The following is a 24,343-nucleotide window of genomic DNA, read 5'->3' on the forward strand; positions in this document are numbered from 1 at the left end:
TGACTAAAGCTGGCGGACGGAAAGACCTGCTGTTGGATTCGCTGCCAAGTTGCCCGACCAACGCATGGCCTCAATGAGTTCACACTCCGAGCACCTGTTGCGCGATCGCCACGACCTTGGAGGCCGCGATATCCCGCATGCAGCGGTGGTCGTTCATGCGGCAGATCGTGCTCTGGCAGGGCTGGCATGAGAGCACGCTCTCGTCCTGGACCACGGTTGCGGCGAGGCCGTTGAGGGGGGCCCAGAGGTAGGGGCTGGTCGGGCCGAAGATGCCCATGGTGGGCGTGCCGAGCGCGGCTGCGATGTGCATCAAGCCGGAATCATTGGAGATGGCGACGCCAGCCGCGGCCATGGCCAGCACGCCGTTGCGCAGATCGGTGCCGGTGAGGTCTCGGACCCCCGGGCCGCCCGCGGCGACGATCTCCTGGGCGAGGCCCTTTTCGGCGGGGCCGCCGACAACCCAGACCTCCAGCCCGCGCTCGGCCAGCAAACGGGCGGCCTCCGGATAATAGGTCCAGCGCTTTGAGACGCCGACCGAGCCGGGGGCGAGCGCCACGGCTGCGCCAGCGCTGAGGCCATTGGCCTGCCGCCAGCGGACGATGTCCTCGGCCGGGACCCGCAATTGCGGCACCGGCCATTCCGGGGGCACGGGGGCGCCATCGGGCTGGGCCAGGGCGGCGTTCTTGTCGATGAAGCGGGGCAGCTTCTTCTCGCCCCAGCGCCAGCGGTTGAGCAGGCCGAACCGGAACTCGCCGACGAAACCGACCCTTTCCGGAATCCCGGCCAGGGCGGGCGCGATGGCCGCCTTCCAGGTCCGGGGCAGCACCAGGGCTGTCCCGTAATTCCGCTCGCGCAGGAGCTTGGCCAGACCCAGCTGGCGGCCCACGGCGAGCTGGCTGCGCGGCAGGTCCCACACGATGCCATCGCGCACGCCGGGCATGTAGTCGACCAAGGGGGCACAGAGGGAGGTGGTCAGGAGATCGACCGGCCGGTTGGGCCAGCGCTCGTTCAGGACCCGGACAACGGTGTGATTTCGGACGAAATCGCCGATCCACATATAGGGGATGATCAGGATCGGGCGGGTGTCGCTCCGATCTGCATCTCGGCTAAATTGCGAATCTTGGTTCATTCGTTAATAGGACCGGGAACGCGCTGATGTGGCGGTTCGGTTACCCGCTCCGGACCTGCAGGTAAAGTAGGGACAGCGCCGACCCCAAAACCGCTTACACTTTGGCGGATCATGCGCTAGGGCAGGACCGGGCCGTGAAAATCGGGCAGGGCAAAACCTGGCAGGGTAGGTGGAATGTTGCTGGTGACCGGCGGGGCCGGTTTTATCGGATCGAATGTCGTCGCCGCGCTGAACGAGGCCGGTCGCAGCGATGTCGTCGTCTGTGATCTCCTCGGGACCGAGGACAAGTGGCGAAACCTCGCCAAGCGCCAGCTTGTGGATATCGTCCCGCCGGCCGAGCTGCTCGACTGGCTGAAGGACCGCAAGCTCGACGCCGTGATCCATCTCGGGGCGATTTCCGAGACCACCGCGACCGACGGCGACCTCGTGATCGAGACCAATTTTCGCCTGTCGATGCGCCTGCTGGACTGGTGCACGGCGGATGCGGTGCCGTTCATCTACGCCTCGTCGGCCGCGACCTATGGCGATGGTGCCGACGGCTTTGACGACGACGCCTCGCTGCCTGCATTGAAGAAACTGCGGCCGATGAATCTCTACGGCTGGAGCAAGCACCTGTTCGATCTCGCCGTCGCCGAGCGCGTCGCGCGCGGCGACGAGCTGCCGCCGCAATGGGCGGGGTTGAAATTCTTCAACGTGTTCGGCCCCAACGAATACCACAAGGGCTCGATGATGAGCGTGCTGGCGCGCCGCTTCGACGATGTGAGGGCGGGCCGTGTCGTGCAATTGTTCAAGTCGCACCGCGAGGGCATCGCCGACGGCGATCAGCGCCGCGATTTCATCTATGTCGACGACGTCGTCCGCGTCGTCATGTGGCTGCTGGCGACGCCGTCGGTGTCCGGTCTCTTCAACGTCGGTACCGGCAAGGCGCGCAGCTTCAGGGACCTGATGCTCGCTGCCTATGCGGCGCTCGGCACCAGGCCCAACATCGAATATGTAGACATGCCCGAGCAGATCCGCGGCAGCTATCAATACTTCACCCAGAGCGAGGTCGATCGCCTGCACCGCGCCGGCTATAACGGCGGCTTCACGACGCTCGAGGATGCGGTGAAAGCCTATGTCGGCGATTATCTCGACCGGCCCGACCGCTTCCGCTGAGGCTTCAAGGACCATGCCGACGCCCATTCTCGATTTCGACGCCCTCGCGCAAGCCATCTCAAGCCGTACGGTGCTGTGCATCGGCGACATCATGCTGGACGAGTTCGTCTATGGCGAGGTGTCGCGGATCTCGCCGGAAGCGCCGGCGCCTGTCATCGCCGCGCAGCGCAGCGAGATCCATATCGGCGGCGCCGGAAACGTCGCGCGCAATATCGCCTCCCTCGGGGCGCGCTGCATCTTCGTCGGCCTCGTCGGCGAGGACGATGCGGGCAAGCGGCTCGAAGCGGCACTTGCGGAGCATGCCGGCATTGAAAGCGTGCTGGTGTGCGATCCGTCGCGGCCGACCACGCGAAAAGTCCGCTTCGTCTCTGAGCATTTTTCCACGCATATGCTGCGCGCGGATTGGGAGCAGGCGGTGCCTGCCTCCGACGACATCGAGACCAGGCTGATCGACGTAATCCTGCCGCAGATCGCGCGCGCCGACATCGTGCTGCTCTCCGACTACGCCAAGGGCGTGCTGACCGCGCGCGTGATCCGCCACACGATCGACGCCGCGCGAACGCTCGGCAAGCCAGTGATCGTCGATCCCAAGAGCCTGAACTGGGCGATCTATCGCGGCGCCACGCTGCTCACGCCCAATCGCAAGGAATTTTCGGAGGCGACCCGCAGCCGCGCCGACACGCCGCAGAGCATCGTCGATGCCAGCGAGGACGTGATGCGGCTCGCCGATTGCGAGGCGATCCTGGTCACGCAAGGCGAGCACGGCATGACGCTGGTGCCGCGCAATGGCGAAGCCGTTCACGTTCCGGCAGTCCCCGTAAAGGTGCGCGACGTCTCCGGCGCCGGTGACACCGTCGCCGCCGCGCTTGCGGTGTCGCTCGCGGCGGGTGCGGACTGGGACACGGCCTTGCGCATGGCCAATGCGGCTGCTGCCGTCGCCGTCGGCAAGCAAGGCACGGCCAGCGTGAGCGCGGCCGAGCTGCGGCGGAAGATCCTGCCGCATGCCTATCTCGCGGCTGAGGAGAAGATCGTGCTCGAGCCTGATACGCTCGACGCGCAGCTCGCGCAATGGCGCCGGCAGGACCTGCGCGTCGGCTTCACCAATGGCTGCTTCGACATCCTGCATCCCGGCCACGTCAAGGTGTTGACCGCGGCGCGCGGAGCCTGCGATCGCCTGATCGTCGGCCTCAACAGCGATGCCTCGGTGCGGCGGCTAAAGGGCGCCGATCGCCCGGTTCAGGACGAGCGGGCGCGTGCGGAAGTGCTCGCGGCGCTCGAAGCCGTCGACCTCGTCGTCATCTTCGAGGAGGATACGCCGATCGATTTGATCACCCGGATCAAGCCGAGCGCGCTGGTGAAGGGCGGCGACTACACCCGCGAGCAGGTGGTCGGCCATGAGGTCGTCGAAGCCGCCGGCGGAACCGTCGTGCTGGTCGACATCCTCCAGGGCTTCAGCACGACCGCGCTGGTCCATCGCGCGCGGGGAGGGGGCAAGTGACGGACCAAGCGACGACGCTCGCCCGGGAGACGACCGCCCAGATGCTGTGGCGGCGCTTTCGCAGCCCGGCGGCGTGGTGCGAGACGGCCGACCTGTTCGCGATCCTGACCGTGGCCTCGCTGCCCTGGTCGACCTCGCTCGCGGCGATCTTCAACGCTGTGTTCCTGGTCTGCATGGTGCCGTTTCTCGACGTCCGCGCATTCCTGCAATCGCTGAAGCGGCCGATCGCAGCCGCGCCGATCGCGCTGGTCCTGCTCGCGCTGGTGGGCACGCTGTGGTCGGATGCGGCCTGGGGCGCGCGCCTCTATGCGGTCAACCCGACCGTCAAGCTGCTCGTGCTGCCGGTCTTCCTCTATCATTTCGAGCGCTCGTCGCGCGGGCACTGGATCTTCATCGCGTTCCTGGTGTCCTGCGCGCTGCTCTCGGTGATGTCGTGGCTGGTCGCCTTCTATCCCAACCTGACGCTCAAGCCCGACCACCTCGAACGCGGCATCTTCGTCAAGAACTACATCGACCAGAGCCAGGAATTCACCCTGTGCGCGGTCGCGCTCGCTTATCCCATCGTGATGCTGCTGCGCCAGAAGCGCTATTGGCTCGCCGGATTGCTGACCGCGCTGGCGCTCAGCTTCTTCGTCAACATGGCCTTCGTGGTGGTGTCGCGCACCGCGCTGGTCACCATTCCGGTCATGTTCGGCGTATTCGCGTTGCTGCATCTGAGATGGCGCAGCATCGCGATCATCTCGGCCGCTCTGCTCGCCGGCGCCGCTCTCGCCTGGCAGGCCTCGCCGCAATTGCGCAAGACCGCCGACACCTTCGCCAGCGACTACACGCGCTATGTCGAAAATGGCGAGCCGACCTCGCTGGGCCTACGGCTCGAATTCTGGCGGAAATCGCTCGGCTTCTTCGCGGAGGCGCCGATCAAGGGGCACGGCACCGGCTCGACGCGCGGATTGTTCGAAGCGGTCGCGACGCCCAGCGGCCACTACCAGGCCTCTGCCGAGGTGATCGGGAATCCGCATAACCAGACGCTGAATGTCGCCGTGCAATGGGGCGTCATCGGCATCGCCGTTCTCTATGCGATCTGGATCCTGCATCTCCTGCTGTTCCGCGGCGACGGGCTGGCCCATTGGGTTGGCCTGCTGGTCGTGGTGCAGAACGTCTTCACCTCGCTGTTCAACTCCCATCTGTTCGACTTCCACGAGGGCTGGATGTATGTCATCGGCGTCGGCGTTGCCGGCGGCATGGTGATCCGGGCCCGACACGCCGAGGCGAAGGTGGGGGAAGCCGGTTCCTGAACGGCCGCGCGGCTGGCAAGCCTTGTACTGGCAAGTCTTGTCGTACTGGCAAGTCTTGTCGAGATGGGCTATCAGCGCGGTCAGGTTGCATCTCACTGGGATTTCATCGGTCGGCGGATGACGCGTCTTTCGCATCTCACCTTGCGCAATTTCCTGATCGCGCTCCACGACCTGCTGGCGACCACGGCGGCGTTGTTCGCAGCCTTCTACCTGCGTTTCGAGGGCGGCGACGGCTTCTTCGACCGCCTGCCGCTGCTGTTCCAGATCCTGCCCTACTTCCTCGCCTTCAGCGTGGTCGTGTTCTTCCTCTTCAACCTGACCACGACGAAATGGCGCTTCATCTCGCTGCCTGATGCGCTGAACATCATCCGCGTCGCGACCGTGCTTACGGTTGCCCTGCTGGCGCTCGACTACATCTTCGTCGCCCCCAACGTCCGTGGCGCCTTCTTCCTCGGCAAGGTGACGATCGTCCTCTACTGGTTCCTCGAGATCTCCTTCCTCAGCGCGCTACGCATGGCCTATCGCTATTTCCGCTATACGCGGGTGCGGCGGCATGCGAGGGGCGAGGATGCCGCGCCGACGCTGCTGATCGGCCGCGCCGCGGATGCCGAGGTGCTGTTGCGCGGCATCGAGAGCGGGGCGATCAAGCGCATCTGGCCCGTGGGCTTGCTGTCGCCGTCGAGATCCGATCGCGGCCAGTTCATCCGCAACGTGCCGGTGCTGGGCGACATCGACGACATCGAGGACGTCATCGGCGACTTCGCCAAACGCGACAAGCCGATCGCACGCCTGGTGATGACGCCGTCCGCGTTCGAGCCGGACGCTCATCCGGAATCGATCCTGATGCGGGCGCGCAAGCTGGGCGTGATCGTCAACCGCATGCCCTCGCTGGAGAGCGGCGATGCGCCGCGCCTCACGGCCGTCGCGGTCGAGGACCTCCTGCTGCGGCCGAGCGAAAAGATCGACTATGCGCGCCTCGAAGCCCTGATCAGGGGCAAGGCGGTGACCGTCACCGGCGGCGGCGGCTCCATCGGTTCAGAGATCTGCGAACGCGTCGTCGCCTTCGGCGCCGCGCGTCTGCTGATCGTGGAGAATTCCGAGCCGGCGCTCTACGCGGTCACGGAAACGCTCGCTGCGCACGGCACAGCGGCCGCGATCGAAGGGCGAATCGCCGACATCCGCGACCGCGAGCGCATCATCCGCCTGATGGCGGAGTTCAGGCCGGACATCGTGTTCCATGCCGCGGCGCTCAAGCACGTGCCGATCCTGGAGCGCGACTGGAGCGAGGGTGTCAAGACCAACATCTTCGGCTCGATCAACGTTGCCGATGCGGCGCACGGCGCCGGCGCCGAAGCCATGGTGATGATCTCGACCGACAAGGCGATCGAGCCGGTGTCGATGCTCGGCCTCACCAAGCGCTTCGCCGAGATGTACTGCCAGGCACTCGACCACGATCTTGCCGCAGCTAGCGGCAGTGCCAGGCCGCCGATGCGGTTGATCTCGGTCCGGTTCGGCAACGTGCTTGCATCGAACGGCTCGGTGGTGCCGAAGTTCAAGGCCCAGATCGAGGCCGGCGGCCCCGTGACGGTGACGCATCCCGACATGGTCCGCTACTTCATGACCATCCGCGAGGCCTGCGATCTCGTCATCACGGCGGCCACGCATGCGCTCGGAACGCAGCGCCCCGATGTCTCGGTCTACGTGCTCAACATGGGCCAGCCGGTGAAGATCGTCGATCTCGCCGAGCGCATGATCCGTCTCTCGGGCCTCCAGCCCGGCTACGACATCGAGATCGTGTTCACCGGCATGCGGCCGGGCGAGCGCCTGCACGAAATCCTGTTCGCCTCCGAGGAGCCGACCCGCGAGATCGGTGTCGCCGGCATCATGGCCGCGCAGCCGAACGAGCCGCCGATGCAGACGCTGCGCAAATGGATCGCTGCGCTGGAGCAGGCGATCGCGCGGGACGATCGGGCCACGATCAAGACCATCCTGAAGGATGCGGTTCCGGAATTCGGGTCGACCGCGGCCTGACCATGCAGTCTCAAGGCAAGATCGTCGTCGCGAGCCAGCACTATCCGCCTGATCCGAGCACGACGGCGGCGATCATGGCAGAGATCGCCTGCCGCGTCGCCGTCGACCACGAGGTCATCGTGCTGTCGGGCTCGCCCGGCGTATTGCCGGCCTCGCAAACCGGCCCGGGCAAGCCGCGCGTAATTGCCATCAGGAACCGGATGGCGGGAAAGGCCGCGCTGGTGCGGCGTGGATTGTCCGAGCTGCTGTTCGCGGCGCGCACATTCTTCGCGCTGATCCGGGAGCTCAAGGCAGGTGACGTCGCACTCACCGTGACCGCGCCGTTCATACTGCCTTACGCGGTCGCGGCAGCGGCAAGATGCAAGGGCGCGCGCTCGGCGCTGATCATGCACGACCTCTTCCCCGATGTTCTCGTGATGGCGGAAATCCTCAAACCCGGCTCGTTCGTGACGCGGACGATGCGCGCGGCCAACAGCCTGATGTTCCGAGCGCTCAATGCCGTCATCACCATCGGGCGCGATGCGGAGCGGCCGCTCTTGAGCTATTCCGGCATGACGCGGAACAAGATCCGCTTCATCCCGAACTGGGCGACGCTCGTACCCGCGGCACGTCCCCTGTCGCAGGACAATCCGTTCCGCAAAGCGCTTTCCGCGCGATTCATTGTCGGCCTGTCGGGCAATCTCGGCTTCACCCATGATCCGGAGATCGTGTTCGAGGCGGCACGCCTTTTGAAGGACGAGCTGGACATCCACTTCCTGCTGTCCGGCTGGGGCATCGGCTTCGAGCGGCTGAAGCAGTTGCAGGCCGAAGCGAACTTGCCCAATGTGTCCTTCGTGGCGCGGGTCGCGGATGCCGAGCTCGAGGCGTTCCTGGCGGCTGCCAATCTCTGGATCATTCCGTACCGGAAGGACGTGGCGGGGGTGTCGGTGCCGAGCCGGTTCTACAATCTGCTGGCGGTCGGCCGTCCCGTGGCGCTGGTCTCGGAGCCGGAGGCCGAGGCTGCGTTGACGGTGGTGGAGAACGGGCTCGGCTGGGTCGTGACGCCGGGCCGCGCCGATCAGCTGGCCGACGCAATCCGCGCGGCATCCCGCTGCGACGCCGCCGCCATGGCCGAACGCGCGGTGAAGGCGGCAGCGAGGTTCGACCGGACGACCGCGATGAACGCCTATGCCGGGCTGATCGACGAATTGTTGCGCAACCCTGATCTGGCGGAGCAACGATGAGCGAGCGAAAACCGGTCGTGCTGGTGACAGGGGCGAGCGGCTTCGTCGGCCGTCATGTCGCGCCTGAGCTGGCGCGCGAGGGATGGTCGGTCCGCCGCGCGGTGCGCAGCCCAGGGGGGATCGACGACGAGGTCGTGATCGAATCGATCGGTCCCGATACCGATTGGCAGGCGGCGCTCGAAGGCGTCGACGCCGTGGTCCATCTCGCCGCGCGCGTGCATCACAAGCACGAGGAGCACGCGGTCCAGCTCTACCGCAACGTCAACATCGCCGGCACGCTGCACCTGGCGCGCTCGGCGGCGACGGCGGGCGTGCGCCAGTTCATCTTCGTCAGCACCGTTCTCGTGCACGGCCGCAGCAATGAAGGCCGCGCGCCGTTCAGCGAAGAGGACATCCTCACGCCGCGCGGACTCTACGGCATGTCCAAGGCCGCCGCCGAGGCGGGCTTGAGGACGCTGGCGCGCGACAGCGACATGAAGATCTCGGTGATCAGGCCGCCGCTGGTCTATGGCGCGGGCGCCAAGGGCAATTTCGCGCTGCTGACGCGCGCGGTGAATCTGGGACTGCCGCTGCCCTTTGCCGCGGTCCGCAATCAGCGCGCGTTCCTGGCCGTGCAGAATCTGTCGTCGTTCATCCTGCGCCGGCTGGCACGCCCCGATCCCACGAGCAATTTCGAGATCTTCCTGGTCGCAGACAGGGAACAGGTCTCGACGCCCGAATTCATCGAGCGGCTGGCAAAGGCTGCCGGCAAGAACTCGCGGCTGTTCGGCATGCCGCCGGACCTGCTCTCAACGCTGCTCAGCGTGATGGGCCGGCAGGATACCCATGACAGCCTGATCGGCTCGCTCGAGCTCAACCTCGCCAAGGCGATCGCGACCGGCTGGCAGCCGCAGGTCTCCCTCGACGAGGGCCTGCGGCTCGCGCTGGCGGCTCAGGACGCCTGAGGGCGGGAGAAGCGGCGCAGGACGAATCCGATCGCGATCGCGCCCGCGACGAGCGCGAGCCATGTGACCGAGGTCGAGCTTGCGCGAACGGTGACGATGGCAAGCACAGCCAGCAATAGATTGAGCGCGAACATATCGCCGATCACGCGGCGGACCGTGAAGCCGTTGTCGGTGGCACGCTGGTAGAAGTGCGAGCGGTGCGCCGACCAGAATTGTTCGCGCCGCGCGATGCGCCGAAACAGCGTGATGGTGGAATCCACGAGGTAATAGGCCGGCAGCAGCAGCGCCGCGGCGGGCTGCCCTTGCCAGGCGAGCTCCAGCAGGCACCAGCCGAGCAAGAGGCCGATCGGCAGGCTGCCGACATCGCCCAGGAACACTTTTGCGACCGGACGGTTGAACGGCGCAAAGCCGAGCATGGCGCCGCACAGCGCCGTGGCGATCAGCGCGGCGGGCCACGAGAGATCACCGAGCAGTCCCAGCAGCAGCAGCGCCGCGGTGACGGGCACGACTTCCGCGACCGTCATCAGGTCCAGCCCGTCCATGAAATTGACGAGGTTCACGAACCAGACGCCGGCGAGCAGGATGAGGCCGCGCTCGAGCGGAAGCGGCAGTGCCGGCACGATGCGCGCGGTCTCGGGCGCGGTGAACACTACCGCGCCGACGCAGGCTGCTTGCAGCGCGAGCCGCGCCAACACCGGCAGCGACACGATGTCGTCGGCGAATCCGACCAGGGCGATCACGATCGTTGCAATGACCAGCGCCGGCGGGATCGCAACGTTCGCCCAGGCGGCCCAGGCCGATGCGACCAGCAGCGTGGCGGTGATCACCGCGATGCCGGCGCCCTGCGGGGTCGGAATGCGATGCGAGGAACGGGCATTCGGTCGCGCCAGGGCATAGCGCTGGAGCAGGGGACGGCTGGTCCAGGTGATGATCGCCGACATTAGCGCGGCGACCGCGACGGCAACCAGCGAGGACATGGCGGCAACAGCGTCGATGGCTGGGCTCACTCCGGCACTCCGAGCGGCGCCGACCCTTTCGCGGCCTTCTCCGCGCTGAGGATCCAGACCAGGCCGCCGATCGCGCCGACGATGAAGAGCACGGCGCCGAACAGCAGCGAGACGTTGACGCCTTCGTTGGCGGAAAGCCCGGCGAAACCGAAGGCCAGGCCCATCGTCGCCTCGCGCACGCCCCAGCCGGCGATCGAGATCGGCATCAGGGTGATCAGCATGATCGGCGGAATGAGGAGGAATGTCTGGCCGAAGCTGACCGGAGCGGCGATCGACCGCACCACGCACCACGCAATGACGACGGCGAGCACGTGAACGAGAAGCGACAGAATTGCGACGATCGGCCCGCGCTTGGCGTTGAAGATCACGCGGTTGGCAATCACGGCGCAGGCGTGGATGTGATGGGTGGCCCACCAGGTCTTCAGCCACGACCATTTCAGCGCGCCGAAGATCAGGAAACCGACGCCGCCCGCGAGCGCGGCGAAATCGACGAGCAGCAGCGCCGAGCGTCCGTGCGGATCGGTGATGAGCTCGTAGCTCCAGGGCAGGCTCGCGACGACGACGATCGCCAGCGCGACGAGGCCGATCGCGCGGTCGACGAAGATCGAGTAGGTGGCCGCACGCCATCCGGCGCCGGCGCGCGCAACCAACCATAGCCGGACCGCATCGCCACCGATCGCGGAGGGCAGCGTCTGGTTGAAGAACGCACCGATCACGTTGTAGCGCATCGCGCGGCCGAGCTCGAGCGGCGCGCCGCATTCGGCGCTGACCTCGCGCCAGCGGACCACGCCGACGAAGATTTGCAGGAACGTGACCGCGATCGCCATGGCGATCCAGAGCAGGCTGGTCGCGGTCAGGCGTGAAAACAGTTCGGACAGATCGACCTTGCGCAGCGCCAGGTAGAGCAGCGCTCCGGAAATCAGGATTTTGGCCGTCGACAGCAGGATTCGGCGCATCTCGCCCGCTTGATCAGGGTTTGAGAAGATTTCAGGCAACCCGACGCGAGGCGTCGAATTCGGCCGCTTTGGTATGGTCTTGGCGCCGATCTTGCAATAGCGCTTATCCGGAGCGGTGATGAATAGCGGCGAGGCTATTGCGACGGCCTCGATACCGCGGCTAAAGAGGCGCCGCGGGGCCGGCTTCGGGATCGCGCGGCAACAGATCGCTTGGGAACAGGATGACGGATCAGGCGATTTTGGTCACGGGAGCCGCCGGGTTCATCGGCTTTCACGTCGCCCGGCAGCTTCTGGCCGAGGGCCGGCCCGTGGTCGGGCTCGACAATCTCAACAGCTATTACAATCCGGCGCTGAAACAGGCGCGCCTGGCGCTGCTTCGGAACGATTCCCGCTTCGCCTTCGTCGAGGCCGATCTTGCCGACCGCGACACCATCGCGGCGCTGTTTGCGCGACATCGATTTGACAAAGTCGTGCATCTCGCGGCCCAGGCCGGCGTGCGCTACTCGATCGACCATCCGCACACTTACGCCGATTCCAATCTCCAGGGCTTTCTCAACGTGCTGGAGGGCTGCCGCAACAACTCTTGTCGTCATCTCGTCTACGCCTCGTCATCCTCCGTTTATGGCGCCAACACTAAACTGCCATTTGCCGTGCAGGACCGGACCGACCATCCCGTGAGCTTCTATGCCGCGACCAAGAAGGCGAACGAATTGATGGCGCAGTCCTACAGCCATCTCTACCGGCTGCCGGTCACGGGGCTGCGCTTCTTCACCATCTACGGCCCGTGGGGCCGGCCCGACATGGCCCTGTTTCTGTTCGTGAACGCCATCATGGCGGAGCGTCCGATCCGGCTCTTTAACCATGGCAAAATGCGTCGCGACTTTACCTATATTGACGACGTCACCCGTGTAGTATCCAAGCTGATCGATCAGGTGCCCGCGGATGACCCGGCTGCCGCAAATGCGCCGTCTAAGGTCTACAATGTCGGCAACCACCATCCGGAAGAGCTGATGCATGTCGTCGGGCTTCTGGAGCAGGAGCTGGGTCGGACGGCAATCAAAGAATTGCTGCCGATGCAGCCGGGAGACGTCTTGGAAACGTTCGCGGATGTCGAGGATCTGACGCGCGACACCGGCTTTGCACCGTCAACGCCGATCGCGCTCGGGGTCCGTAATTTTGTCACCTGGTATCGGGACTACTTCAAGGTTTGAAATGACGATGGACAAACGCATTATCCCCCTGATCATGTGCGGTGGCGCCGGCACGCGGCTGTGGCCGGCTTCGCGCGAGGTGCGCCCAAAACAGTTCCTGCCGCTGTTCGGCACGCGCTCGACCTTCCAGGACACGCTGCTGCGCGTGTCTGATGCCTCGCTGTTCGATCGTCCGATCGTCATCACCAATGCGTCCTATCGCTTCATGGTGCTGGAGCAGCTCGCCGAGATCGGCATCGAGGCCGACGTGATCCTCGAGCCGATGCGGCGCGATTCCGGCCCTGCGATCGCCGCGGGCGCGGTGTTCGCGCAGAACCGCGCCAGTGACGCGATCGTGCTCGCGCTCGCCGCCGACCACGTGGTGCAGGACAACGCAGCGTTTGTCGCGGCCTGCCGCGAGGGCCTCACCGCCGCGAGCGCCGGGCGCATCGTCACCTTCGGCGTCAAGCCGGAGCGGCCGGCGACTGAATACGGCTATATCAGCCCGGGCGAGGTGATCTCCGGCGAGGTGCACGCCGTCGCGCGCTTCGTCGAAAAGCCTGATGCCGTGAAGGCGGCCGACTACGTCAGTTCGGGCTATCTCTGGAACAGCGGCAACTTCATGTTCCCGGCCACTGTCCTGCTCGACGAATACCGCAGGGTCGACGCGGCGAGCGTCGAGGCGATCTCCAATGCGGTGAGCAATGCCGGCCGCGATCTCGGCTTCGTGACGCTGGAGCCCGAGGCGTTCGGCGCGGCGAAGGCGATCTCGATCGACTATGCGGTGATGGAGAAGACCTCGCGCGCAGCGGTCGTGCCGGTGTCCTGCGGCTGGTCCGATGTCGGCTCCTGGCACGCGGTGTGGGAATTATCGGAGAAGGACGCGCAAGGCAATGCTTCGCATGGTAGTGCGGTGTTCGAAGACTCGCGCAACTGCAACGTCACCACTGATGCAGCGCTGGTCGCGCTCGAAGGCGTCGACGATCTCGTCGTGGTCGCCACCGCGGATGCGGTGCTGGTCTCGCGCCAGAAGGATGCCAACGGCCTGAAGCGCCTCGTGACGAAGCTGAAGGCGGTCGCACCCAAGGTCACCGAGGAGCATCTCAAGGTGCACCGGCCCTGGGGCAGCTACCAGTCCGTCGACAATGGCGAGCGCCATCAGGTCAAGCGCATCGTGGTCAAGCCGGGCGGGCGGCTGTCCCTGCAGAAGCACCATCATCGCGCCGAGCACTGGATCGTCGTTCGCGGCGCTGCCCGGGTCACCGTCAACGAGACCGTCAAGACCGTGCACGAGAACGAGTCCATCTACATCCCGATGGGCGCGGTGCACCGGATGGAGAACCCCGGCAAGATCATGCTGGAACTCATCGAGGTCCAGACCGGAAGCTATCTCGGGGAAGACGACATCATCCGGATTGAAGACGACTATCAAAGGTCGTAACCAGCAAGCTCCGAATCACGCGACCCGGGCCAGAAGGCGCAAGCTTTTGGCGCTAAGGCCCGGGGAACGTGTAACTTTTTGAATCAAATCGTGTCCGGTCAATTCGGCTGACATTCGCCACAAATGTGGCGCCCGTGCTAGAAGCGGCCCGGGGATTTGCGTTGAATCGGGGTTTGCTCAGATGAGTTCCAAAGGGTTTGCACCGGCAAAGGCCGGCTTGCGCGTTGGCGTCGTTGGCGCGGGCGTGATGGGCAGCAACCATGCGCGCGTGCTCGCGGGTCTTCCAGGCGTCAGCCTCGTCGGTGTGGTCGATCCGTCGCCAGCGCATCTGACCCGCACCACCGAGCTTGCGAGCTGCCAGGGTTTCGAGACGCTCGACCAGCTCCTCGCCGAAGGCGTCGACGCCGTCACCATCGCCGCGCCGACCCATCTGCATCACGAGGTCGCGCTCGCCTGCATCGCCAGGAACGTCCACGTTCTGGTGGAGAAGCCGATCGCCTCCACGGTTGCGGAAGGCCGCGAGATCGTCGCCGCCGCGCAAAAGGCCGGCGTCACGCTGATGATCGGCCATGTCGAGCGCTTTAATCCGGCGGTCGCCGCCGTCAAGCAGGCGATCGCAGGCGAAGATATTCTCTCCATCGCGATCACCCGCGTCGGCCCTTTCCCGCCGCGCATGTCCAATGTCGGCGTCGTCATCGACCTCGCCGTGCACGACATCGATCTGATCCGCTGGTTCACCGAATCCGACATCGTCGAGGTGCAGCCGCAATTGTCGAGCGCGGTCGCCGAGCGTGAGGACATCGCGCTCTTGCAGTTCCGCACCGCCAACGGCGTGCTCGCGCACATCAACACCAACTGGCTGACGCCGTTCAAGGCGCGCAGCGTCACGGTCGCGACCCGCGGCAAATACGTGATGGGCGATCTGTTGACGCGCCAGGTCACCGAGTGCTTCGGCTTCAAGCCTGACGGCAGCTATTCGATGCGGCATCTGCCGGTCGGCCACGACGAGCCGCTCCGCGCCGAGCTGATCGCGTTCCTCAAGGCCGTCCGCAACGGCGAGACGCCGGCGGTCACCGGCGACGAGGGCGTCGCCAGTCTCGAGATCGCCACGCAGTGCCTCGAAACACCGTCGCGGCCCGCGGCCTCGTCGGCTGCCCGCAAGGGTCCGCGCCGCGTCGCCGGCTGATTCCCTTTCCATGCCGACCACTCAAGAAGGCGCCAAGAACCAGACCATGAACCAGCATCTGCGTTCCGAACCCATTCCCTTCATCGACGTCGCCTCGCAGCGCCGCCGGCTCGGCGCCTCGCTCGATGCCGCCGTCAAGCGCGTCCTCGACCATTGCCAGTTCGTCAATGGTCCTGAAGTCGCCGAGCTCGAGAAGCAGCTTGCGGCCTATAGCGGCGCCAAGCACGTGATCGGCTGCGCCAGCGGCACCGATGCGATCCTGATGGTCATGATGGCGAAGAATGTCGGCCCCGGCGATGCCGTGCTGTGCCCGTCCTTCACCTTCATCGCAACGGCGTCGCCGGTGGCGCGCACCGGCGCGACGCCTGTCTACGTCGATGTCGATGAAGCCACCTTCAACATGAGCCCGGAGTCGCTGAAGCGCGGCATCGCGACCGCGCGCAAGGCCGGCCTGAAGCCGGTCGCGGTGATTCCGGTCGATTTGTTCGGCCAGCCCGCCGATCACGATGCCATCGCCGAGATCGCCAGGGCCGAAGGCCTGTTCGTGCTCGACGACGCCGCACAGGGGTTTGGTGCGAGCTACAAGGGCCGCAAGCTCGGCACCTTCGGGCTCGCCACCGCGACCAGCTTCTTCCCGGCCAAACCGCTCGGCTGCTTCGGCGACGGCGGCGCGATCTTCACCGATGACGACGAGCTCGCAGCGACACTGCGCAGCATCCGCGTGCACGGGCAGGGCGTCGACAAATACGACAACGTCCGCCTCGGCCTGACCGGCCGGCTCGACACCATGCAGGCCGCGATCCTGATCGAGAAGCTGAAGATTTTTGACGACGAGATCGCCGCCCGCAACAAGGTTGCGGAGCGTTACGCGCGTGGCCTGTCCAACGTCGTCACCGTGCCGCGTCTGGCACCGGGCAAGACCTCGGTTTGGGCGCAGTACACGATCCGTCTCCCTGAGGGCACCGACCGCGACGGCTTCGCCGCCGCGCTGAAGGCCCAGGGCGTGCCGACCGCGATCTATTACGGCAAGTCGATGCACCAGCAGACCGCCTACAAGCAGTATCCGGTCGCCGACGGCGGCCTGCCGGGCTGCGAGAACCTGTCGCAGGACGTCATCAGCCTGCCGATGCACGCCTACCTGACGGAAGCCGACCAGGAGCGAATCATCGCCGCCGTGCGCGGCGCGATCGCGGGCTGATTTCGCTGTTTTGCCCTTCTTTCCCTCTCCCCCTGTGGGAGAGGGTGGCAGAGGCGGCCTTCGGCCGCCGTTCTTAAGGACGCCGATGCTTCGCATCGGCTATCGCGATAGCGGCGAGACGGGTGAGGGGTCTCTCTCCGCACGGAAAGCTGGGAGAGAGACCCCTCACCCGATTGAGTTTGTATCTACCTGCGGCGCTGCCCTCTCCCACAAGGGGAGAGGGCACAGCAATGCGCATCGCAAGCCGAGCGCCCGTCTTTTTTGATCACGTCAAACTTCAAAGCCTTATCGTTGGGCCGATAAGTCTCTAAAACAGACGCATGCTCGGACGCATCTTCACGGTTGGTGGTTACACGCTGCTCTCGCGGCTGACGGGATTTGCCCGCGACATCATGCTCGCGGCGATCCTCGGCGCCGGCCCCGTGGCCGACGCCTTTTTCGTGGCGCTGCGGCTGCCCAATCATTTCCGCGCGATCTTCGCCGAGGGCGCCTTCAACGCCGCCTGGGTGCCGGCCTATGCGCATGTCCATGGCGAGCGCGGGGAGGGGGCGGCAAAACTGTTCGCCGACCGCATCTTCACGCTGCTGCTGGCCTCGCAGGTGGTGTTGCTGATCGTCGCCTGGCTGTTCATGCCGCAGGCCATGAGCATTCTGGCGCCGGGCTTTTCCGAGGACGCCGAGCAGCGCAAGCTCGCGATCGAGCTGACGCGGATCACCTTTCCTTATCTGCTGCTGATCACGCTGGTGACGCTCTACGGCGGCATGCTCAACGTGATGCAGCGCTTTGCCAGTGCCGCGGCGGCATCGATCTTCCTCAACATCTCCATGATGATGACGCTGGCGCTCGCCGCCTGGTTTCCCAGCGCAGGCCACGCCGCCGCCTGGGGCGTCCTGATTTCCGGCTTCCTGCAATATTTCCTGCTCGCGGGCGATCTCGCGCGCCATGGCGGCCTGCCGCGCTTTGCGCCGCTCAAGCTCGACGAAGACGTCCGCGGCTTCTTCAAGGCACTGGGACCTGCGACGCTGGGCTCGATGGGCACACAGGTCGCGCTGTTCGCCGACACCATCATCGCGACCTTCCTGCCCGCAGGCGCGCTGTCGGCGCTCTATTATGCCGACCGCCTCAACCAGCTACCGATCGGCGTGATCGGCATCGCGATCGGCACGGTTCTGCTGCCGGAGATGTCGCGGCGGATCACCGCCAACGATCATGACGGCGCGATGAAGGCGCAGCGCCGCGCCTTCGATTTCACGCTGCTGTTCTCGATCCCGTTCGTGGCGGCCTTCATCACTGTGCCCGACGCGATCATGCGTGCGCTGTTCGCCCGCGGGGCGTTCTCGAAGGCCGATGCCGCCGCCGCCGGCGCCACGCTCGCGGCCTATGCCATCGGCCTGATCCCCTTCGTGCTGATCCGCAGCGCGGTCGCGACCTTCTATGCGCGCAAGGATACGGCGACACCGGTCCGCGCCTCGCTGACGGGCATCGCGGTCAATGTCGCCCTGAAGGTGGCCTTGATGGGTTCGCTCGCCCAGATCGGCCTTGCGCTGGCGACAGCTGTCGGTGTCTGGACCAATCTGCTGCTGGTGCTGTTCTTCGCCGTGCGGCGAGGCTTTCTCGTGCTGGACCGCGCGTGGCTGATGTCGCTCGCTAAATTCCTGCTGACCGGACTGATCCTCGCCGCCACGTTCTGGCTGATCGCGCGCTTCAGCGGTTCTATGCTGGGCTCGATGCACTTCCGCGATGAGCTGATGCTGGTGCTGCTGGCCGTCGGAGGCACCATCGTCTACGCGCTCGCGATCCTCATCCTGTTCGGCCGCAGCTGGTTGGTCTCGCTGGTGCGTGGCTAGGCCTGTATCAATCCGACGGGCCAAAGCCTGCTGCAGCAGGCGAGACACGCCGGAAGCAGCCATCACGTATATGGCTCTCCTCTGGTTCCCGGTGCATGGTAACGTTTAACCTCGGTCGAGTTCGAAAGGGTGCGGTCTCACCAACGGTTATGCGATGACCAGACGGGCGAAAAAGGCGACCTCGCCGCGGAAAGGGCGGGTTGGTGCTACCCTTGCGTCCCCCAGTTTGCAGGGTCGCGCGCAGGACATTGCGCTGATCGATCACCTGATCGAACGGATCGACCAAGGTGGATCCACGCTTGTTATCAGCGGTGAGCCCGGCATCGGAAAATCTGCGCTCCTCGATGTTGCCAGACACAGGGCCAGTGAACGCGGCTTCACCGTCTTGGGCATGACCGGCGTCCTCGCCGAAGTCCATTTGCCGTTTGCAGCACTTGAACAGGCCTTGCGTCCGCTGATGAAAGGGGCCGAGGGCCTTGTCCCTCGCCAGCGATCGGCCTTGCTGGCCGCTTTTGGCATGCATGACGACGCGGGGCCGCCCGATATCTTCCTGGTTGCGCTCGCGACGCTGTCTCTTCTGAGCGAAAGGGCGACGCGCGAGCCTCTGCTGCTTGTTGCCGACGATGCCCAATGGCTGGATCAGGCGACCTTTGAGGTGCTGGCCTTCGTCTCGCGCAGACTGAGCTCGGACCCGATCGTTCTCGTGGTGGCCATGCGCGATGACTTCAAGAGTCCCCTTGGCGACGCCTCCACCCAGAGGCTGCGACTTTCAGGGCTTGACGAGGCCGACGCCGAGCATTTGCTGGACGCCAACGCGCCGGGCCTTCCGGCGGAGTTGCGCAGCCGCTTCCTTCGGGAGGCCTCGGGTAATCCGCTGGCCCTTGTGGAGCTGCCCCGCGGAGAACGAGCCGCTGGAGATGCGCCGTGGCTTCCGCTGACCGACCGGCTCGAGCGCGCCTTCTCCAGTCGCTTGTCCGACCTCCCGCACATCGCGCAATTGCTGTTGTTCGTGACGGCGGAGAACGACGGGACATCGCTCCACGAAATCCTTTCCGCCGCCGAAGCCGTGTTGGGCGAGCGCGTGGGGATCGATGCCATGGCGCCCGCGGTCGCCGCGAAGCTCATCGAGATCAACGGGACGGAGGTGAGGTTTCGGCATCCGCTCGTTCGCTCCGCCATGCACCAGGCCGCCGACCCGGCGACCCGCCAAAGGATCCACGCCGCGCTTGCTGCCGTGATTCACGATCAGCTCGACCGCCAATTGTGGCATCGTGCCGCAGCAACGATCGGACCTGACGACGAGCTCGCCGGCGAATACGACCTGATGGCGGCGCGCGCGTTGCGGCGCGGCGCCGTGGCGATGGCGATCGAGGTTCTGGAAAGCGCGGCACGGCTGAGCAGCACGGCGAAGGCGAGAGGCGACCGGCTGTTGCGAGCGGCCGTTGGCGCTGGTCCGGATCGCCTGGTGCCGTGAGATCAGCCAGCCCCCGGCGGTCAACGATCCCGCGAAGATTCTCGCATTGATTGGGTTCGCCGCGAAAGCCCACGCCGCCGGCGCGATCGATCTGGCCGCCAATCTTCTTTGGCGAGCCGCGCAACGTTGCTGGTGGAGCAGCGCAAGCGATGAACTCTGCGCAAGGGTTCACGATGCGGCTGCGCGGCTGGAATTGCCTGACGGGGACCCCCGCCTGATCGCAATATCCGCTTACGTCGAGCCGCTGCGGCGGGGGGCGGACTTGTACCTCAAGCTTCAGGGGCTTGCGGGAACGGCGCACAGCGACCCCACCGTTGCGAGCATCCTCGGCAGCACCGCCAATGTCATCGGGACCTTCGACATCGGCGTGAACTTTCTCGCCGAGTCCAGTGCCGTGCTGCGCATGCAGGGACGGCTCAGCGATCTCGCCCGGGTGCTTTTCGCCCAAGGGTGGGCGGAAATGGAAGTCGGTGACTGGCGGGGCGCCATGAGGGAGGCCGAGGAATCCGCCCGGCTTGCCGAAGAGACCGGCGGGCTTCCGTGGATTGCCGCAGCCACGATCCTGAAAGCCAGGCTCGCAGGAATGCAAGGCAATCTGGAGCAATCCGAAGCGTATGCGGCGCAGGCGGAAGCCCTGGCCCTGTCCATCGGCGCGAGTTTCCTGCTGGCCATGTTGCAGATCGCACGAGGCGTATCCGCAATCGGCGCGGGCCGGCATTGGGAGGCCTTTGAGCATCTGCGACGCCTGTTCACGCCGGCCGATCCCGCTTTCAATTTCGGCCTTCAGTTCTTTGGCCTCGCGGATTTCGTGGAGGCCGCCGTGTCGTCCGGCAATGCGGACGAGGCGAGCCGCGTGCTTGATGAGATCGAGCGCGCCTCGGCTCCGACGCCGGTGCCGTGGGTCGGGACGATGCTGCAATATGGCAAGGCGTTCCTCGCTGCGCCGGAAGACGCCGAGCCGTTCTTCCTGCAAGGTCTTGGACTGCAAGGTCCTGGGCCGGCCGCGAAGAAATGGCCGTTCCTGCGAGCCCGTTTTCTCCTGGCCTATGGCGGATGGCTGCGCCGCCAGCGCAGATCCGCCAATGCGAGGGCTCCGTTGCGCGAGGCACGCGACATGTTCGATGCGCTCGGCGCTTCGCCCTGGAGCGATCGGGCCCGCGAGGAACTGCGCGCGTCCGGCGAAACCAGCCGCCGGCGAACCGAACAGGTGTGGGACACGCTGACCCCGCAGGAGCTTCACATCGCGCAACTCGCCGCCGAAGGTCTCTCGAACAAGGAGATCGGCGCCAGACTGTATCTGTCCCACAGAACTGTCGGGTACCACCTGCACCGGATCTTTTCGAAGGCCGGAATCACCTCGCGGTCCGGGCTACGCCCCGTTCTCGCAAGCATCAGCCGCCCCGCGGACTGATCGCCGTCCCGTCATCGGACTGGTCATTTGACAGAAGCGGCAGCCCCTCCGCGCGGGCTAGCTGTGCGAGTGCGTCTACCCTCAAGCAAAAGTTGACCATGAAACTGTTCTCTTCACTCGCAATCCTCAGCCTCGGAGCAATCCTCATGACCCAAGCCGCCGATGCGGCCCCAGACGCCGGGACCGACCCCCGGATCGATCCCCAGGTTCGCGCCTTCCTGCGCGAGATCAACAAGGATCCGAGCCCGTTCTGGGAGCTGCCCCAGCCCAAGCCGCAGGACATCCTGACGGAGCTTCAGAAGAAGACGCCAGTCGACATGTCGGGGGTGAACACGACCGAGCAGACCATCACCCAGGATGGTCAGTCCGTGAAAATCTACATCATGAAGCCCGAGCACGTGACCGGAAAGCCCGGCGTACTGCTGTTCATTCACGGCGGTGTCTGGATCGTCGGCAATTTCCAGAACCATCAGCGTCTGTTGCGCGACCTGGTGGTCGGCTCCGGCCAGATCGGTGTTTTCGTTGAGTACACGTCCCTGCCGAAGGCGCGCTTCCCCACGCAGCTCGACCAGTCCTATGCGGTGCTGAAATGGGTGGCGAGCCACGCCGAAGAGTTCGGCGCGGACGGTGGCCGGATCGCGGTGGCCGGCAATTCGGTTGGTGGCAACATGACCGCGGCATTGTCGCTGATGGCCAAAGACCGCGGCGGCCCCAAGATCAGCTATCAGGTCATGATGATCCCGGCGACCGACGCCAGCGTGGACACCGCGTCCTATCATGAATACGGCGCGGGACGATTTCTGGCCCGTGCCTTCATGAAGTACGGCTGGGATCTGTACGCGCCGGATGCAGCGACGCGCAACAACCCCTATGTCTCGCCGCTGCGCGCCAGCCTGCAGCAATTGAAGGGGCTTCCCTCGGCTCTGGTCGTCACCGCAGAGAACGATCCGCTGCGCGACGAAGGCGAGGCTTACGCGCGCAAGCTCAAGGAGGCCGGAGTGTCCGTGATCGCGACCCGCTACAACGGGATGATCCACGACTTCGTCCTGCTGAACGGCATCCAGAGCGACCCCGAGCCCCAGGCCGCGATTCGGCAGATGTCGGCGGAGATCAAGGCACATCTCGCGCCTTGATCCAGCCTTGGAAGAGCAGGCGGCGACATTGTCGCCGCTTGCTACGTATTGATTGATCCCGAACTTATGATTGCGACGTTCTCGCGCAACGCCCCGCTGACTGAATAAGTCCAGTCGGTTGGTGTCTGCAGCAACTTGCCAAGCCCAGTTTTGCGATTCTCGTCGGCTCACAGTCTCAAGGCCGACATCACGGCATCGGTTGGTACAGCCAGAATCGTCAATCTTGGTACTTTTTTATAGCCAGGCGCAACGCATCTACTCGCTACGACCATAGATCGGAGCGAGCCCGATCCATCGGGCTTAGCGGGAGTTCCGATCAGTGCAGACAACTCAATCGCCGACACGGAGACAGGAGTTCCACACTGCCTAGCATTTTGTGGAAAGCCGGCGCGTGCGCGCTCCCTCGCATTTCCACCGAAGAGACAAATGACCAAGGAGAAAATCTCATGAAGGCTATCGTTGCAACGGAGCAAGCCGCGGGAACGGCCGGCATGAAGCTGGTGCACCGGCCCGAGCCACAGGCGGCGATAAACGATGTCGTCGTCCAGGTTCATGCGTCGAGATTTATCCCGACTGAGCTTGCGTGGCCCTCGAGCTGGGCCGATCGCCTTGATCGCGACCGAACGCCGTCGATCCCTGGGCACGAGCTGGCCGGAGTGGTCTCTGCCCTTGGATATGGAACGACGGGGCTGTCGGTGGGACAACGGGTGTTCGGCCTCGCGGACTGGTATCGTGACGGCACGCTGGCCGAGTACGTGGCAATCGAGGCGCGCAACCTTGCGCCGTTGCCGGGCGACGTCGACTTTACCGTGGGCGCGAGCCTGCCGATCTCGGGCCTCACCGCGTGGCAAGGGCTGTTCCAGCACGGTCGCCTACAGGCGGGGCAGAGCGTGCTGGCACACGGGGCTGCAGGCGCAGTCGGGTCTATGGTGACGCAACTCGCACGAGCGGCCGGAGCTTACGTCATCGGCTCCGGACGTGCCGCCGATCGTCAGACAGTGCTCGACCTCGGCGCGAAGGAGTTCGTCGACCTCGACAACGACGCACTGGAGGACATCGGCGAAGTCGATCTGGTGTTCGATGTCATCGGTGGTGACATCCAGAAGCGGTCGACAGCACTCATTCGAGCCGGGGGAACACTGGTGTCCATCGTCGGGCCGGCGGAGGCGCAGCCTTCCAACGGGCTGGCGATCGACTTCGTCGTCGAGGCTGATCGTGCCCAACTGAGTGAGATCGTCCAGCGGGTGCGGGACGGACGACTGCGGACCAACATCGGCAACGTCTCGACCCTCGACGATGCCGTCGCCGCCTTAAATTCGACCGAGCGACGTAAGGGAAATACGATTATCCGCGTTCGTCCCTGAGCGACGCACGTCCGTTGATGCGCGCAGCCGGTCGGCTCGTCCAAGTCGGCCGGCTGTTGAGAATGTCGCAGCGGGTCAATGGCCGCGCTCTCAGAGCGGTCGCAAACGTCCGCTTTGGAATGCCCCTCGCGTAGGGGGCATGAACCGTCGCGTCGAATGAGCGAATTCGTTGGAGCGAGGGACTCGCCTCCAAGGTGCAACCGACCTCTGCACATCCCTTGATTTTGCGCGATGGCCGTGGTATTGGCGCCGCATGATCAAATCGTCGCGCCATTTCAACCGCAACCACATGACCCGCTTCGGCTGGGCCGTGGAAGGAGTCGCGCGCTAGGAATTCGACGACGACATCTTTTCCACCAGGCCCCGCCGGCATCGGACGGGGCCTTTTGTTTGGCCACGCTCCCTGCCGGCACAACAGCAGGAGCATCCGATGCCACCCCAACAGACGGACATCTCATCCGAGATTGAGTGCGATGCCGCGAGGCTTCGGCTCGACCTCTCCATCGTCTTGAGACTGATCAAGCGATACTGGCGTGCGTTTCAGGAGCGGCGCCAGCGCCCGCAGGTCGCATTGCAGGACCTGAGTGACAGGGAGCTGATGGATATCGGCTTGACGCGTAGCGAGATCGACTACATCACGCCTGAACGTGCTATCGATACGCTGAGAGATCGCGCCACGGATCTTTGGAGGCGGGGCGTGATATAGGTGATCAACCGTCAGAAGCGGAGATACGCTTTGCGAACAAGCGGCAGTCAGCACGGCTACTTCTTAGGAGTGCACCGCGGGACGAGTTCGGCAACTATCGTGCCATCAACCGGACCGTTCCTCACAGGGAAATGACCGGGCTGCGGCGTTTTCGT

19 protein-coding genes are annotated in these 24,343 nt (G+C 65.2%); 16 read left to right on the forward strand and 3 right to left on the reverse strand.

The window, feature by feature from the left end:
- Positions 1–79: 79 nt before the first annotated feature.
- On the reverse strand, positions 80–1,129 hold the full coding sequence (waaF, locus tag AB7Z56_RS14300; RefSeq protein ID WP_231142368.1) for a lipopolysaccharide heptosyltransferase II: 1,050 nt from the start codon (positions 1,127–1,129) through the stop codon (positions 80–82).
- A 174-nt stretch (positions 1,130–1,303) separates the two neighbouring features.
- Here waaF and rfaD point away from each other — a divergent pair, with 174 nt between their 5' ends.
- From rfaD to AB7Z56_RS14330, 6 genes are all read left to right on the forward strand, one after another.
- Positions 1,304–2,284, forward strand: coding sequence for an ADP-glyceromanno-heptose 6-epimerase (rfaD, locus tag AB7Z56_RS14305; protein WP_354097354.1), 981 nt, complete (start codon positions 1,304–1,306; stop codon positions 2,282–2,284).
- Between the two features lie 13 nt (positions 2,285–2,297).
- Complete coding sequence (rfaE1, locus tag AB7Z56_RS14310; RefSeq protein WP_231142366.1) at positions 2,298–3,782, forward strand: D-glycero-beta-D-manno-heptose-7-phosphate kinase; 1,485 nt, start codon at positions 2,298–2,300, stop codon at positions 3,780–3,782.
- Between the two features lie 41 nt (positions 3,783–3,823).
- Positions 3,824–5,077 (forward strand): O-antigen ligase family protein, encoded by a 1,254-nt coding sequence (locus AB7Z56_RS14315; RefSeq protein WP_354097549.1) that lies wholly within the window; start codon positions 3,824–3,826, stop codon positions 5,075–5,077.
- 117 nt (positions 5,078–5,194) lie between these two features.
- Complete coding sequence (locus AB7Z56_RS14320; protein WP_354141812.1) at positions 5,195–7,108, forward strand: nucleoside-diphosphate sugar epimerase/dehydratase; 1,914 nt, start codon at positions 5,195–5,197, stop codon at positions 7,106–7,108.
- 2 nt (positions 7,109–7,110) lie between these two features.
- Positions 7,111–8,331 (forward strand): glycosyltransferase family 4 protein, encoded by a 1,221-nt coding sequence (locus tag AB7Z56_RS14325; RefSeq protein ID WP_231142364.1) that lies wholly within the window; start codon positions 7,111–7,113, stop codon positions 8,329–8,331.
- Positions 8,328–9,275, forward strand: a complete 948-nt coding sequence (locus AB7Z56_RS14330; protein ID WP_354097357.1) for an NAD-dependent epimerase/dehydratase family protein — start codon at positions 8,328–8,330, stop codon at positions 9,273–9,275. The genes AB7Z56_RS14325 and AB7Z56_RS14330 overlap by 4 nt, the downstream gene beginning before the upstream one ends.
- On the opposite strand, the gene AB7Z56_RS14335 is transcribed toward AB7Z56_RS14330, so the two are convergent.
- The gene (locus AB7Z56_RS14335) at positions 9,263–10,282 is read right to left on the reverse strand and encodes an MraY family glycosyltransferase (RefSeq protein ID WP_231142362.1); all 1,020 of its coding nucleotides are present in this window, start codon (positions 10,280–10,282) and stop codon (positions 9,263–9,265) included. The genes AB7Z56_RS14330 and AB7Z56_RS14335 overlap by 13 nt on opposite strands.
- Positions 10,279–11,238, reverse strand: coding sequence for a lysylphosphatidylglycerol synthase transmembrane domain-containing protein (locus AB7Z56_RS14340; protein WP_231142361.1), 960 nt, complete (start codon positions 11,236–11,238; stop codon positions 10,279–10,281). The genes AB7Z56_RS14335 and AB7Z56_RS14340 overlap by 4 nt, the downstream gene beginning before the upstream one ends.
- Before the next feature lie 221 nt (positions 11,239–11,459).
- Between AB7Z56_RS14340 and AB7Z56_RS14345 the strand changes: the two genes are divergently transcribed.
- The 10 genes from AB7Z56_RS14345 to AB7Z56_RS14390 all read left to right on the forward strand — a co-directional run bounded on the left by AB7Z56_RS14345 (position 11,460) and on the right by AB7Z56_RS14390 (position 24,188).
- On the forward strand, positions 11,460–12,449 hold the full coding sequence (locus AB7Z56_RS14345; RefSeq protein WP_354124023.1) for an SDR family NAD(P)-dependent oxidoreductase: 990 nt from the start codon (positions 11,460–11,462) through the stop codon (positions 12,447–12,449).
- A gap of 7 nt (positions 12,450–12,456) precedes the next feature.
- Positions 12,457–13,869 (forward strand): mannose-1-phosphate guanylyltransferase/mannose-6-phosphate isomerase, encoded by a 1,413-nt coding sequence (locus AB7Z56_RS14350; RefSeq protein ID WP_071917338.1) that lies wholly within the window; start codon positions 12,457–12,459, stop codon positions 13,867–13,869.
- Positions 13,870–14,050: 181 nt separating this feature from the next.
- Positions 14,051–15,055 carry a Gfo/Idh/MocA family protein gene (locus AB7Z56_RS14355; RefSeq protein ID WP_038957571.1) on the forward strand — a complete coding sequence of 335 codons (1,005 nt, stop codon included), beginning with the start codon at positions 14,051–14,053 and terminating at the stop codon, positions 15,053–15,055.
- Between the two features lie 10 nt (positions 15,056–15,065).
- A complete protein-coding gene (locus AB7Z56_RS14360) occupies positions 15,066–16,253 on the forward strand; it encodes a DegT/DnrJ/EryC1/StrS family aminotransferase (RefSeq protein WP_354141814.1) in 1,188 nt (395 codons plus the stop codon).
- A 320-nt stretch (positions 16,254–16,573) separates the two neighbouring features.
- On the forward strand, positions 16,574–18,100 hold the full coding sequence (gene murJ / locus AB7Z56_RS14365; protein ID WP_354141815.1) for a murein biosynthesis integral membrane protein MurJ: 1,527 nt from the start codon (positions 16,574–16,576) through the stop codon (positions 18,098–18,100).
- Positions 18,101–18,254: 154 nt separating this feature from the next.
- Positions 18,255–19,574: an AAA family ATPase gene (locus AB7Z56_RS14370; RefSeq protein ID WP_354141816.1), complete on the forward strand. Its 1,320-nt coding sequence runs from the start codon at positions 18,255–18,257 to the stop codon at positions 19,572–19,574.
- Positions 19,543–20,985 (forward strand): LuxR C-terminal-related transcriptional regulator, encoded by a 1,443-nt coding sequence (locus AB7Z56_RS14375; RefSeq protein WP_354141817.1) that lies wholly within the window; start codon positions 19,543–19,545, stop codon positions 20,983–20,985. Before AB7Z56_RS14370 ends, AB7Z56_RS14375 begins: the two co-directional genes overlap by 32 nt.
- Positions 20,986–21,131: 146 nt before the next feature.
- A complete protein-coding gene (locus tag AB7Z56_RS14380; protein ID WP_354141818.1) occupies positions 21,132–22,118 on the forward strand; it encodes an alpha/beta hydrolase in 987 nt (328 codons plus the stop codon).
- Between the two features lie 446 nt (positions 22,119–22,564).
- Positions 22,565–23,482 carry an NADP-dependent oxidoreductase gene (locus AB7Z56_RS14385; protein ID WP_354141819.1) on the forward strand — a complete coding sequence of 306 codons (918 nt, stop codon included), beginning with the start codon at positions 22,565–22,567 and terminating at the stop codon, positions 23,480–23,482.
- Between the two features lie 430 nt (positions 23,483–23,912).
- Positions 23,913–24,188 carry a DUF1127 domain-containing protein gene (locus AB7Z56_RS14390; protein ID WP_354141820.1) on the forward strand — a complete coding sequence of 92 codons (276 nt, stop codon included), beginning with the start codon at positions 23,913–23,915 and terminating at the stop codon, positions 24,186–24,188.
- Positions 24,189–24,343 lie beyond the last annotated feature (155 nt).

The organism is Bradyrhizobium sp. 482_C4_N1_8 (assembly GCF_052075965.1).
GTDB lineage: Bacteria > Pseudomonadota > Alphaproteobacteria > Rhizobiales > Xanthobacteraceae > Bradyrhizobium > Bradyrhizobium barranii.

Coding starts and splice junctions, on each gene's coding strand:
- waaF (WP_231142368.1), bottom strand. CDS start 1,129: ATGAACCAAGATTCGCAATTTAGCCGAGATGCAGATCGGAGCGACACC.
- rfaD (WP_354097354.1), top strand. CDS start 1,304: ATGTTGCTGGTGACCGGCGGGGCCGGTTTTATCGGATCGAATGTCGTC.
- rfaE1 (WP_231142366.1), top strand. CDS start 2,298: ATGCCGACGCCCATTCTCGATTTCGACGCCCTCGCGCAAGCCATCTCA.
- AB7Z56_RS14315 (WP_354097549.1), top strand. CDS start 3,824: ATGCTGTGGCGGCGCTTTCGCAGCCCGGCGGCGTGGTGCGAGACGGCC.
- AB7Z56_RS14320 (WP_354141812.1), top strand. CDS start 5,195: ATGACGCGTCTTTCGCATCTCACCTTGCGCAATTTCCTGATCGCGCTC.
- AB7Z56_RS14325 (WP_231142364.1), top strand. CDS start 7,111: ATGCAGTCTCAAGGCAAGATCGTCGTCGCGAGCCAGCACTATCCGCCT.
- AB7Z56_RS14330 (WP_354097357.1), top strand. CDS start 8,328: ATGAGCGAGCGAAAACCGGTCGTGCTGGTGACAGGGGCGAGCGGCTTC.
- AB7Z56_RS14340 (WP_231142361.1), bottom strand. CDS start 11,238: ATGCGCCGAATCCTGCTGTCGACGGCCAAAATCCTGATTTCCGGAGCG.
- AB7Z56_RS14345 (WP_354124023.1), top strand. CDS start 11,460: ATGACGGATCAGGCGATTTTGGTCACGGGAGCCGCCGGGTTCATCGGC.
- AB7Z56_RS14350 (WP_071917338.1), top strand. CDS start 12,457: ATGGACAAACGCATTATCCCCCTGATCATGTGCGGTGGCGCCGGCACG.
- AB7Z56_RS14355 (WP_038957571.1), top strand. CDS start 14,051: ATGAGTTCCAAAGGGTTTGCACCGGCAAAGGCCGGCTTGCGCGTTGGC.
- AB7Z56_RS14360 (WP_354141814.1), top strand. CDS start 15,066: ATGCCGACCACTCAAGAAGGCGCCAAGAACCAGACCATGAACCAGCAT.
- murJ (WP_354141815.1), top strand. CDS start 16,574: ATGCTCGGACGCATCTTCACGGTTGGTGGTTACACGCTGCTCTCGCGG.
- AB7Z56_RS14370 (WP_354141816.1), top strand. CDS start 18,255: ATGACCAGACGGGCGAAAAAGGCGACCTCGCCGCGGAAAGGGCGGGTT.
- AB7Z56_RS14380 (WP_354141818.1), top strand. CDS start 21,132: ATGACCCAAGCCGCCGATGCGGCCCCAGACGCCGGGACCGACCCCCGG.
- AB7Z56_RS14385 (WP_354141819.1), top strand. CDS start 22,565: ATGAAGGCTATCGTTGCAACGGAGCAAGCCGCGGGAACGGCCGGCATG.
- AB7Z56_RS14390 (WP_354141820.1), top strand. CDS start 23,913: ATGCCACCCCAACAGACGGACATCTCATCCGAGATTGAGTGCGATGCC.